11 protein-coding genes and 1 pseudogene are annotated in these 12,046 nt (G+C 62.3%); 6 read left to right on the top strand and 6 right to left on the bottom strand.

Features of this window, described 5'->3' with window-relative positions:
• Window positions 1-9: 9 nt before the first annotated feature.
• Together L810_RS44350 and L810_RS28815 are read right to left on the bottom strand one after the other, a co-directional pair.
• Window positions 10-153 (bottom strand): annotated as a pseudogene (locus L810_RS44350) (MerR family DNA-binding transcriptional regulator); the annotation flags it as partial.
• Window positions 150-2,582, bottom strand: a complete 2,433-nt coding sequence (locus L810_RS28815) for a heavy metal translocating P-type ATPase (protein WP_051392330.1) — start codon at window positions 2,580-2,582, stop codon at window positions 150-152. The pseudogene L810_RS44350 and the gene L810_RS28815, both read right to left, overlap by 4 nt.
• Window positions 2,583-2,804: 222 nt before the next feature.
• On the opposite strand from L810_RS28815, the gene L810_RS28810 reads away from it, so the two are divergent.
• A complete protein-coding gene (locus tag L810_RS28810) occupies window positions 2,805-3,095 on the top strand; it encodes a DUF427 domain-containing protein (protein ID WP_042976586.1) in 291 nt (96 codons plus the stop codon).
• Between the two features lie 51 nt (window positions 3,096-3,146).
• Here L810_RS28810 and L810_RS28805 read toward each other — a convergent pair whose 3' ends face one another.
• The 3 genes from L810_RS28805 to senA all read right to left on the bottom strand — a co-directional run bounded on the left by L810_RS28805 (window position 3,147) and on the right by senA (window position 6,979).
• Window positions 3,147-3,956 (bottom strand): DUF547 domain-containing protein, encoded by an 810-nt coding sequence (locus tag L810_RS28805; protein WP_254212125.1) that lies wholly within the window; start codon window positions 3,954-3,956, stop codon window positions 3,147-3,149.
• Complete coding sequence (locus tag L810_RS28800) at window positions 3,953-5,344, bottom strand: radical SAM protein (RefSeq protein WP_021161776.1); 1,392 nt, start codon at window positions 5,342-5,344, stop codon at window positions 3,953-3,955. Before L810_RS28800 ends, L810_RS28805 begins: the two co-directional genes overlap by 4 nt.
• A 438-nt stretch (window positions 5,345-5,782) precedes the next feature.
• On the bottom strand, window positions 5,783-6,979 hold the full coding sequence (gene senA / locus L810_RS28795) for a selenoneine synthase SenA (protein ID WP_042976582.1): 1,197 nt from the start codon (window positions 6,977-6,979) through the stop codon (window positions 5,783-5,785).
• Here senA and senB point away from each other — a divergent pair.
• The 5 genes from senB to phnE all read left to right on the top strand — a co-directional run bounded on the left by senB (window position 6,978) and on the right by phnE (window position 11,383).
• The gene (gene senB, locus L810_RS28790) at window positions 6,978-7,973 is read left to right on the top strand and encodes a selenoneine biosynthesis selenosugar synthase SenB (RefSeq protein ID WP_042976580.1); all 996 of its coding nucleotides are present in this window, start codon (window positions 6,978-6,980) and stop codon (window positions 7,971-7,973) included. The two genes, senA and senB, sit on opposite strands and share 2 nt — an antisense overlap.
• A gap of 103 nt (window positions 7,974-8,076) precedes the next feature.
• Window positions 8,077-8,952, top strand: a complete 876-nt coding sequence (locus L810_RS28785; RefSeq protein ID WP_042976579.1) for a putative selenate ABC transporter substrate-binding protein — start codon at window positions 8,077-8,079, stop codon at window positions 8,950-8,952.
• Window positions 8,949-9,773 carry a phosphonate ABC transporter ATP-binding protein gene (locus L810_RS28780; protein WP_021161772.1) on the top strand — a complete coding sequence of 275 codons (825 nt, stop codon included), beginning with the start codon at window positions 8,949-8,951 and terminating at the stop codon, window positions 9,771-9,773. The genes L810_RS28785 and L810_RS28780 overlap by 4 nt, the downstream gene beginning before the upstream one ends.
• Window positions 9,770-10,591, top strand: a complete 822-nt coding sequence (locus L810_RS49295) for a PhnE/PtxC family ABC transporter permease (protein WP_021161771.1) — start codon at window positions 9,770-9,772, stop codon at window positions 10,589-10,591. Before L810_RS28780 ends, L810_RS49295 begins: the two co-directional genes overlap by 4 nt.
• A 3-nt stretch (window positions 10,592-10,594) precedes the next feature.
• Window positions 10,595-11,383, top strand: a complete 789-nt coding sequence (gene phnE, locus L810_RS49290) for a phosphonate ABC transporter, permease protein PhnE (RefSeq protein WP_254226140.1) — start codon at window positions 10,595-10,597, stop codon at window positions 11,381-11,383.
• Between the two features lie 278 nt (window positions 11,384-11,661).
• Here phnE and L810_RS47585 read toward each other — a convergent pair.
• Window positions 11,662-12,046 (bottom strand): DUF3734 domain-containing protein (locus L810_RS47585; RefSeq protein ID WP_179945684.1); only part of this gene is annotated, 385 nt, incomplete at its 5' end.

Here is a 12,046-nt window from a genome sequence, read left to right as displayed (position 1 = left end):
TCACCATCGCCGAAATCCGCAGACATCCTCCTGCGCGTAAATGCGATATCCGCTTTCCGTGCGCCCCGGGGAGCGCATCAGCTCAATACTCTCGTAGTAGCGGATCATCTTGGCCGAAACGCCCGAAGCTCTCGCTGCCTCTCCGATATTCATGCTCGTACTCCGACGACTTCCGATGACCGTGCGCGATGAGTCGGTATCCCCCGGGCCGGCCGCCAACGTTTGAGCAGCAACGCATTGCTGATCACGCTGACACTACTTGCCGCCATCGCCGCCCCAGCGATCACAGGATTGAGGAACCCGAGCGCCGAGAGGGCAATGCCGACAACGTTGTACGCGAACGCCCAGAACAAATTCTGCCGAATCTTGTTCCACGTTTGTCTTGAGAGGTCGATCGCATCCGCCACCAGTGCCAGGTCGCCCCGCATCAACGTGATGCCGGCCGCATGCATCGCCACGTCAGTGCCCGTGGACATCGCGATACCCACGTCGGCCGCGGCCAACGCTGGCGCATCGTTGACGCCGTCGCCGACCATTGCGACTACCGCTCCACTGTTCTTGAGCGCCGCGATTGTCTCAGCCTTATCTTCGGGCAGCACCTTCGCCACCACGTGGCCAATTCCAAGCTCCTTCGCCACCGCCTGAGCGCTCCCGACGTTGTCACCCGTGACCATCACGGTACGGACGCCAAGGGCATGCAATTGCTGTATCGCTTCACGCGCACCAGGCTTGACGCGGTCCCCGAAGGCCAATAGCCCGAGCAACCGCTTTTCACCGCTCACATCGGCAAGCCAGGACACCGTGCGCCCGTCGCGCTCCAGCTCATTCGCTTGCACCAGCAACGAAGACACGTCGACCCCGGCCTCATCCATCAGTCGCGTGCTGCCCAAGCGCAAGTCAAGCATAGCGCCGTCGCGCTGTACCGTCGCGGCCATCCCCCGTCCGGCGAGCGTCCGCACCGCGTCGGTCGTCAACAGGTGGACATTTCGCCTCTGCGCCTCCTGTGTCACTGCGAGCGCGAGAGGATGCGAACTACCAGCCTGCACGCTCGCAGCGAGTTGCAGCAGCGCGCCCTTCTCGACGCCCGATGCCGGTACCTGCGCCACCAGATTCGGCCTGCCTTCGGTAAGCGTACCCGTCTTGTCGAATGCCACTGTAGTGATGCGGTGCGCGATCTCCAATGCCTCCGCGTCCTTGATCAGGATGCCGTGCTGCGCGCCCAAGCCTGTCCCAGCCATGATGGCCGTCGGTGTCGCGAGTCCGAGTGAACACGGACATGCAACAACGAGGACCGTAACGGCGATAATGATTGCATTCTCGACGTCTCCTCGCGCGATCCACCATCCGATGAATGTCAAGAGTGCGACGAGAAGGACCGCAGGTACAAACACGGCTGCAACTTTATCGACGAGTCGCTGGATAGGTGCTTTCGCGGCCTGTGCGTGTTCGACAAGGCGAATGATCCGCGACAACGCCGTCTCCGCACCAATAGCCGTCGTCGTGATGCGCAACAGTCCGTCGCCATTGATCGAGCCGCCAATCACCGGATCGCCCTCTTCTTTTGCTACTGGAAGACTCTCGCCCGTGAGCATCGATTCATCGAGCTGGCTTGCACCCGATGCAATCACGCCGTCAACTGGCACGCGCTCGCCCGGTCGAACCGATACAAGGTCACCGACATGTACATCTGATACAGCGACGTCGTGTTCTATGCCGTCGCGCACAATGCGGGCCATATCCGGTCGCAGTTTTTCCAGCGCGCGGATCGCGTCGGCAGTATGACGCTTAGCTCGTGCTTCGAGCCACTTGCCGAGCAGAATCAACGTGATGACGACTGCGGCCGCGTCGAAGTAGAGATCGTGCATGTGGTCCGACCCGCGCGCAAGCCACAGATAAACGCTAAGCCCATAAGCCGCGCTGGTGCCAAGCGCCACGAGTACATCCATATTGGCAGTGCCAGCCTTGATGGCCTTCCATCCAGCACGATAAAAGCGGGCGCCCAGCCAGAATTGGACAGGGGTGGCAAGCAGCCACTGCAGCCACACGGGCAACATCGAATGAACGCCTAGCGGTGCCGCAATCATCGGCACAAGAAGCGGCGTGGACAAGAGTGCCGCGACGACGACGGGCCATGCGTCCTTCCAAGCGCTCGACCGGGTCAGTGTCGTCGCCTTACCAGCCTCAGGCATGCGCGCTCGATAGCCCGCGCGCTCGACCGCGGCGGTCAACTGCTGCGGCTCCGCCACGCCCATAAGCAACCGCACAGATGCCCGCTCCGTCGCCAGGTTGATGTTCGATGCCAGGACGCCGGGCACATGATCGAGCGCTTTTTCGATGCGCGAGGCGCACGATGCACAAGTCATACCCTCGATGACGAGTTCGATCTCGGTTTCATGCACCTGATACCCGGCCTTGGCGACTGCAGCGGCAAGCGCTGCCGGACGCACGTCCGGCACGGCTTCCACGGTAGCCGATTCGGTTGCCAGACTCACATTCACGTTTCGCACACCCGGTACGCTGGCCAGCGCGCTTTCCACGCGAGTCACGCACGATGCACACGTCATGCCGTCGATGTCTAGCATCCAATTGTTTGCCGTTTCGAGCGCCGCCGGCTGGACGGTGGAATGATTGCTCACGATGCCATCTCCTTCTGGGTGATGACTTGAAGTCTTAACCTTCTAGTCATGGGAAGGTCAAGCACATTGTTGCTCCGCCCTCACGAGGCCGTGTGTACTGAATGAAGAGGTCCGGTGTAAACCACTGCGGCATCAAGCGTCTAACAAGGGGAATGAATAGGAGCATCCATGATTCGAGCCATATGGAATGGAACCGTAATCGCCGAAGTGCCGGATAATGCGGTCAAATTGATGGAGGGAAACGTCTATTTCCCGCCTGATGCGCTTCGCGCCCAGTACTTTCGGTCAGGTACCAAGGTGACGACATGCTTTTGGAAGGGTCAGGCCAACTATTACGACATCGTCGTGGACGGCAGGACAAACCTTGACGCTGCGTGGTACTACGAAAATCCGCGTACATTGGCGAAAAGCATTGCCGGTTACGTTGCGTTCTGGAACGGCGTCGAAGTGCAACAGTAGTCGTATGTGTGCCGAATGCCTGGGCAGACAGGCAATAACGATGCTTCCGGTTCAGCCATGATCCAAGCAACGGCGATCCTGCGCGTTGACGGTCCAGTCATACGGTATGAATTCAACCCGAAAGTTCTCAGGCACCTTCGTCGGCACATAACGATCGATGTACGCGATCAGCGTCGCGCTGCGCTTTAGGAAGTCATCGGTGTAGAACTTCAGAATCGATGACACCCGGACCGTTCGACTCGCCAGTTCAATCTGCAAGTTCCGTGGCTCGCTGAAGAAATAGCGAGCGGCGTCGTCGAGTTGTCGGTCCAGCTCATTGCCTGAGAACGGCTGCGTCGGCAGGCGCGGGCAACCCACGGACATGCAATTCAGCGCAAAGTGCACACGCTCATCGCCCATCGCGCGAATCACACTGTTTTCGTAGGTATAGAGCGACATTGATTCGCCGCCAATCTTGAAGCGTCGTCCACCGAAGAACCACACACGCATAAGCAGGCCGAGTTCACTTGGCATTCCTGACATAATGACGTTCAACATGGACAGCGCATTATAGGAATTGATGTAGTAGGCCAACCTCTCGTCGCGGCTCGCAAATTCGGCCGGCGTGTTGCGCGGGCTAACGCTTCCGATGTAGCCGACGTAAGTATTCAGATCGCCCGCATCCTCGGAGAGGCCACAGAAATTGACCTGTCCGCGATCGTTCACATATTTGCGAAGTACGTGCGCCCAGTGAGCTGTCGCCTCCACTGCGTTTCGCCGTGGAACTTCTCCCCCCCAGCTCCATGCCGGGAAACAGCAAAGCGCAGCGAGCAGACGTCGTCGGGTAATCGGCATACGAAGTGGTGCGTGGGGATTCTTCATGTCGGCGCGTACGATTTCCGTGCGCTACGCTCATTGGTGCGCCTTTTCCGACGTCCTTTCTGAACGACCCCGACCTGACTGGGCTCAACTGGTTCGACAAATTCCGTCGTCTCGGTCCCGGACGTTGGATTCCAGTACGAAGGCGATCCCGCGCGATAAATCCTGACGGGCTTCAGGATAAACGCGTCGCGTCTTGCGTTGTGAAGACACATCGAAACCGGACCTTCGCTGGTGGCAACCTTGAACGTACACGCGCTAATCCTGTCCTCCTCCAGTTGAGCTGCATCCATAAAATTGTGGATGATAAAGGAGAGTGTACGCACGTGCGCGCCGCCCGCCAGGATATCGTTTCGCATTTTCCAGCCCTTTCTCGCGACCCAGGACAGCACCCGCGTCCACAGTGCAGGGTGACGCACTAACCAGACAAGGAGGCGACGTGCAGTTGCCGTGGGTTGGGTCCGATCGAACGCGAGCGCAGCCGTAGCTGACTGCATTGTGGCCACAAATGCTGGGTCATCGAAACCGTCGTGCAGATTTCCGTTTGCGGCGAGGCACATCCCGTAGCGGCTGCAGGACGGGTGTCCGATCAGCGATGCAGAAAAAGTGATTGGCGTCCCCGCTCCCTTCTCGATCTGCGCAGCCACCGTGTCTGGGGTAATCACAGGGCCGCGTGCGCGTTGCACGCCCCGGCCAATGTCCGCTTGCAACTGGAAGGAAACCGTGCGGATGTCGCTTGCACGGGAACGGAAGAACGAGACGACGGACGGAATCTCGTCGAAATTGCCGTCGTGGACAGTCGTGTTGAACATCACGGACAGGGGCAAACCGGCGACCATGTTCACATAGCGCTCGCGCAAGATGTTCAATGCCGCTTCCGTTGCATAGCCGCGTCGTTGCTGGGTCGTATCGACGTGGAAGGCAACGTCCGCGAGTCCGGACTCGGCCAATTGTTCCAGCAGCTTGCGTGAAACGCGAATTCCATTGGTCATCAGGGTGGCACGCATTCCCAATGAACGGATTCTGCGCACGATAGCAAGCAATTCCTTCCGGTCACGCAAGGTTGGCTCGCCTCCAGTGACTTGAACATCCGTATTCGGACCGTACGATTTGAAGATGGAGTCAATGCGGAGAAACAATTCGTCGAGGGGTATGTCTTTGACCGCCTCGGAGTTTTCCGACAGGTAGCACAAGGTGCAGTCAAGATTGCACCGCTGCGTTATCTCAAGTGCGACACAGCCTATCGGCCACCGTTGCCCCATTTGCTGGTTGGCGTTCGCCAGTCCGAGATCACGAAGTATCGTTCGGGCACGATCGAACGCGTCCAGCGGCGAGAACGGCCAACTCTCAATGCGACGGGAACGGACTTCCTTACTCGACAGATAGCGCATCGTCGTTATGACCTGGAACGGGTGAGCTAGACATGGCACCCGAAGTGTCGCAGACGTGAGCCGTCGTGACCCCGGTTCGTCGTCGACCGCCTGTTGGCGTTTGCATGTTCATCGGACAGCAATCGTGTACCTTCTGAGCTACTCCTGATCGGGCGAAAAAGAGCCCGCTCGAGCAGGGTGCACTCGCAGCGGGCATGAAGTTCATGCCGAAGCAGTACGGCATGGAGGATGCCCGATCGCCATCCCTTTATTAGACGAACCACGCCGATGCGCATTACACCGATTTTTCCGTGTGGGCGTTGCTCACACATCGATACGCCTCGCCACTGCGTTCTGTCATTTCTCCAGGCTGGTTTTGCGCGACTCGTTGCACTCTCGCGTCAAATGATGGCGTTGGCGCTCGCCGCCTTGAGCCGTGATTCAAGGTAGGCTGCGCATTCATGCACAGCAACGAAATCCGACAAAGATGTCGTTGCGGTGCGGCACGTAGAAATTCCGGTACCGAGGATGCTGCATCCGTCCACGTGTGGCGAACGAACCGCCACGCACCGATCGATGCGTGCTGAACCACGGCGCCGAATATTCCTGATACGGATCGACCGAGAATCCCGCATAGGGTTCGAAAGCATCGGCCGTCCATTCCCACACTGATCCGCCCCAGCGGATCAAGTCATGGTTGGCCGCAAACTCCCATTCCGCTTCCGTTGGCAAGCGCTTGCCGGCCCAGCGGCAATAGGCTTCCGCTTCGTGCGCGTTGACGTGGCACACCGGTCGGTCGAGCGGCAGCGGCACCCATTGGCCGAACCAGCGCAGTTCCCATTGGCTCGGGCTGCCGTTCGTCGTGCGCCAGCGCGCCGGATGCGTGAGCCCGCTCTGCCGCAGCCACGCGAGGCCGGCATCGGACCACCATTGCGGGTTGCGGTAACCGTCGTCGGCGACGAATTCCACAAACGCCGCATTGCTGACACATGCGGGATCGATCCGGAACGGTGGCACACTGACCGGATGCAGCCATTTTTCATTATCAAAGACGAATCCGCCGTCCGTAGGTGATCCCATCGGAAACGCATCATCCCCGGCTACAGTCAGTTCAGCGCCCGGCTGGATCGCAGGCATGTCGATCGGCGCATGCAGCGCGTAATCGAGCGTCTGGCGCATATAGGTCAGCGCCTCGGCGTGCATGTCTTCGTGGAATAACGCGAGCCGGAAAAAATAGAGCGCCTGGTCGGTGCCGTCCGACGCGTTAATCGCGGCAAGCACACGCTCCAGCACCGCGTCGACGTAGTCGCGCACACCGGCAAGCGTCGGCAACGGAAGATGCCAGCGATCCTTGTGCGCCACGCGCATGGAATCGAAGAAGCGATCGGCATCTGCCAGCATCGACGGCCGCGAGGCCGTCAGCCGGCCGCTCGCGTCGGGGCGCGGTTCGCGCAACACCCAATGCTCCGTGAACCATGCGATATGGGCATACTCCCACAGGGGCGGGTTGATCCCCGGATCGTAGCGGACCTGCCATCGGGACGGCGACAGATCGCGAAGAATGTCCCAGGTGCGCCGGTGCGAGTCGGAAAATGCCTCAATCAGCGCAAACTTATTTATGCTTCTCGCTGCCACTCCCTCAGACCAGATCGTCATGCGTCCTCCCAAGGCAACCGTTGCGATTATCAGTCCGGCACTGCGGAAAGCCAACAACGGCAACTGGCAAACCGCCCATCGCTGGTCCCGGTTCCTGCGCGCAGACTACGAGGTGACGCTGGCCGCCGAATGGCATGCGGACAGCTGCGGCGACACTCTCCCCGCGTGCCTGATTGCGCTGCACGCGCGACGCTCCGCCGAATCGATCGCGCGGTTCGCCGAAACCTGCCCGGAACGCCCGCTGGTGGTCGTCCTGACGGGCACCGATCTCTACCGCGACATTCTCACTGATGCGTCCGCCCAACGCTCGCTCGATCTCGCCACGCATCTGGTCGTGCTGCAGGACGAGGGGCCGGACGAGTTGTCCGCCGCGCATCGCGCCAAGTGCCGCGTGCTCTACCAGTCCGCGCCCGCGTGCCGTTCGGCCGCGGCGCATCGCGACACCTTCGATGTCGTGTTGGTCGGCCACATGCGCGCCGAGAAGGATCCGCTGACGCCGATGCGCGCCCTCTCCCTGCTCCCGGTCGATTCGCGCGTGTGCCTGACCCACATCGGCAGCGCGCTCGACGATGCGTATCTGCGCGCGGCGCAGGCCCTGCGGGCGCGAGCGTGGCCCGGTGTGCGGCGCTACGTGTGGCTGGAGAACCTGCCGCATGGCGAGACGCGGCGGCGTATCGGACAGTCGCAGGCGATGGTCATTTCGAGCGTGATGGAAGGTGGAGCCAACGTGATCATCGAGGCCGTGACCAGCGGCGTGCCGGTGCTGGCCAGCCGCATCCCCGGCAACGTGGGCATGCTCGGCCGCGACTACGACGGCTACTTTCCACCAGGCGACGCCGAGCAACTGGCGCTTATGCTGGAGCGCGCGAGCCGCGATGCCAGTTTCCTCGCGCAGCTGCGGCAGCAGTGCGGTGCCCGCGCGCCACTGTTCGCTCCGGCACGGGAGCACGCGGAAGTGATTAAACTTGTGGCCGAAGCTTTGCAATCGGCCTGACCGGGAGGCTAAGCCGTAGACCAGCCAGACCGCGCAAGAATCCGGCTCGCTGTCCTCGCTCTCACACATCCAGCTTCCGACACTGCCACTACCACGACCAGACATGCTCCCGATCTCCATCCCGCGTATCCTGAAGCGCTTCTCCGCGGTCGCACTGCTTGGCCTGGCCTGTCTCCCGTCTGCTCGGGCGGAGCAAGGCGTGCTGAGGGTCTCCGCCATCCCCGACGAGGCGCCGACGGAGCTGCAGCGCAAGTTCGCGCCGCTCGGCAAGTATCTGGAAAAGGAAACCGGGATGAAGGTGGAGTTCGTGCCCGTCACGGACTATGCGGCCGTCGTCGAGTCGCTGGCGACCGGCAAGATCGATATGGCCTGGCTGGGCGGTTTCACCTACATTCAGAGCAAGATCCGGACGAACGGTGTGACGATCCCGATCGTCCAGCGTCAGGAAGATGCGACGTTCACCAGCAAGTTCATCACCGCCGACCCGAAGATCAAGTCGCTGACCGACCTCAGGGGCCACACGTTCGTGTTCGGCGCGCCGTCCTCGACGTCCGGTCACCTGATGCCGCGTTACTTCCTGCTGCAGGCCGGCATCGATCCGGACAAGGACTTCAAGACGGTCGCCTTCTCGGGCGCGCACGATGCGACAGCCGCGTTCGTCCAGTCCGGCCGCGCCGACGCCGGCGTGCTCAATGCATCGGTCTGGGACAAGCTGGTCGAGCGGCACAAGGTGGATCCCGCCAAGGTCCGCGTGTTTGCCGTGACGCCGCCCTATTACGACTACAATTGGACGGTGCGCGGCGGGCTCGATCCGGCGTTGCGCAAGACGCTGACCGACGCCTTTCTCCGCCTCGACCCGAACAATCCCGAGCAGCGCGAGATCATGGCATTGCAGCGGACGGTCAAGTACATCCCCACCAAGCCGGAAAACTACGCCGGCATCGAGGCTGCGGCGCGCACCGCAGGCCTGATCAAGTGAGCTTCCTGCTCGGCGCCGCCAGCGTCAGCTACCCGAACGGGCAGCGCGCGCTCAGCCAGGTCGCGTTGTCGGCGGGGAGCGGCGAGCGCATCGCGTTGATCGGTCCGTCGGGCGCCGGTAAGACCTCGATGCTGCGCCTGCTCGCAACATCGCTGCGTCCGAGCGAGGGCCGCGTCGAGGTGCTCGGGCTCAGCCCGTGGGCATTGTCCGCCACACGCCTGCGGCAGTTGCGCTGCCGCATCGGCATGGTGCACCAGGCGCCGCCGATGCCGCCGCGCCAGCGTGTGGTCACCGCCGTCCTGGCCGGCCGCCTCGGCGTCTGGCCCGGCTGGAAATCCCTGCTCTCGCTGATCTATCCGGTGGACATTGCCGGCGCCAGCAAGCAGCTTGCCCGCCTCGAGCTGGCCGACCGCCTGTTCGACCGTTGCGACCAGTTGTCGGGCGGCCAGCTGCAGCGCGTCGGCATCGCGCGCGTGCTGTACCAGAGCCCGGAGCTGATCCTGGCGGACGAGCCCGTCTCGGCGATGGATCCCGCGCTCGCCAACCTCGCGCTGGGCGAACTGTGCCGGCAGGCCGGCACGTCCTCCGTCACGCTGATCGCCAGCCTGCACGCGGTGGATCTAGCGTTGCGCTGGTTTCCTCGCATCGTCGGCCTGAAATCCGGCGAGATTGCGTTTGATCTGCCGGCCGAGCGCGTCAGCGATGCGCTGCTGCGCGAGCTCTACGCATCCGAAAGCGAGTCGCCGCCGGTGCAGGGCAAGGACGACTTTCCCTTTGCGGCAGTGGGCAGCGCCCCGCCCAGGCGGGCCGCCTGCCGATGATCGCCCACCCTCGCGATCCGCAAGCGCTTCGGCGGGCCAGCGGCCTGCTTGTGGCAATGCTCGTGATGTGGCCGCTGCTGAGGCTGTCCCAGTTCAGCCCGTCGACCCTGTTCGAGGTCGACAACCTCAAGGTCATCGGCGGCTTTCTGCGCACGTTCCTGCCTCCGGAGGTGTCGGCGGAATTTCTCGGCTATGTCGCGAAGGCCACGCTGGAGACGCTTGCGATTGCCACCGCGGGCATCGCCCTCGCCTTTGTGATTGCTGCGCCGCTGGCGACGGTAATGACGAGCAGCCTCTCCGTTTCGCGCATCGGTCCCGGCCCCGGGCATAGGGGGCGTGCGGCATTGCGCGTCGGCGTGCGCGGCCTCGTGCTGCTGCTGCGCGGCGTGCCGGAGCTGGTGTGGGCGCTAGTCTTCGTGCGTGCGTTGGGCCTCGGCGCGACGGCGGGTGTGCTGGCGCTCGCCGTCACCTACGGCGGCATGCTGGCGAAGGTCTACACCGAGATTCTCGAATCCAGCGACACGCGCGCGGTCGACGCACTGCTCGGCGGCGGCAGCGAGCGCTTGGTGGCGCTCGCGTACGGGCTGCTCCCGAACGCGGCGCAGGAGCTGGTCTCGTATACGGTCTACCGCTGGGAATGCGCGATCCGCGCGTCGGTCGTGATGGGCTTCGTCGGCGCCGGCGGGCTCGGGCAAGTGATGGATCAGGCAATGAAGATGCTCGATGGCGGCGAGACCGCGACGATCATGCTGGTCTTCCTGCTGCTGGTGCTGCTTGCGGACGCGCTCAGCGCGCGGCTGCGCAAGCTGATGGCCTGAGCCATGACGAACCGAACCAAAGCCGTCCAGATCTGCATGAGCTGCGTGCTAACGATGCTCGCCATCGCGATTGCGGTCTCGCTCAGCTTCGCGTACCTGTCGCTCGATCTCGGCCAGCTCTTCGGCCACGACGCGGCCAGCCAGATGCTGCATTTCCTCCTGTCGTTCTTTCCGCCCGAGCTGTCGCGCGGTTTCCTCGCGAAAACGGCCAGCAGCATGCTCGAGACCTTCGCGATCTCGGCCGTCGGCACGCTCTGCGCGGCAGTGCTGGGCTTTGTCCTCGCGTTGCCGGCTTCCGGCCTGTACGGCGCTGCGCTGCGCGCGGTGTCGCGATTCCTGTTAAACCTGCTGCGCTCGATTCCCGAGCTCGTGTGGGCGACCGTCACCGTGCTCGCGGCCGGTCTCGGGCCGTTCGCCGGCACGCTTGCCCTCGCGCTCCACACGGCCGGCGTGCTGGGCCGGCTGTTCGCGGAGGCGCTCGAGAATGCGCCGGACGCACCGGCGCGCGCACTGGCCGAAGCTGGGACCTCGTCTGCGCTGGCCTTCGTGTACGGGACGCTGCCCTGCGTTCGGCCGCAGTTCGTCGCATACATCATGTACCGCTGGGAAACAAACATCCGCATGGCGGCGATCCTGGGCTTCGTCGGCGCCGGCGGACTCGGGCAGATGCTGTATTACGAGCTCTCGCTCTTCCATCTGCCGCAGGCGTGCACGGTCATCTTCGCGATGCTTGTGCTGGCCGCCTGTGTCGACGCGACCAGCGCGATCGCGCGACACAGAAGCGCAGGATAGATTTGAACGATGCCAAAGTTGCCTTTTGGCGACACTGGGCTTCTGAGCCCCTAGGCAGGCGGAACTCGACTGGACTCCGTAGTCTGGCAAATTTCGCTAATGCCGACGCAACAGGATGATTGAACAGGCTGAGGAACGAAGGCAGTGTAGCGTTCATCGCATCGGTCGCATTTAGACATGCGAACAGGTTTATGGCCGACGGCCGTGTCCTTGCCGCATTCGGTTACAAAGAGCTAAGCCGAAGCCGGCAGAGTGAAACCAACTGCGAACCGGTGCTCTCACTCGGTGGGAGCGGCAACCTCGTGAACGGCGATACCCTCGATTGGGTCCACCGGGTGCCGCCAAGGAGCGGCTCCCAGCACTGAACGCGCCGCGCGAAAACCTGCGTCCCAGCGAGTCTGCACGCCATCTGCGCTAAAGTCGATGTCCTTCGCATAATCGTCGCCATCGAAGCGCGGCATCTTCAGTTGGACAACGTGCATCGTAGTACCGCACCCCCACTCGGCCTCCTCTTGATTTCGTTGCGTTTTACCGGTGTTGCTCGATCTAGATCCGACAATGGCTTGCGGTCTGCCCCCGAAATAATTTTCAATCAATTCAACGACTTCCTGATTGCTTCTTGTCTTGGCTGATCCTTTCGTCGACCATAGCCCGGCGACCGAC

Origin of the sequence: Burkholderia sp. AU4i (assembly GCF_000466765.1) — a bacterium.
Taxonomy (GTDB): Bacteria; Pseudomonadota; Gammaproteobacteria; order Burkholderiales; family Burkholderiaceae; genus Burkholderia; species Burkholderia cepacia.
This window is presented reverse-complemented; position numbering and strand designations above follow the sequence as displayed.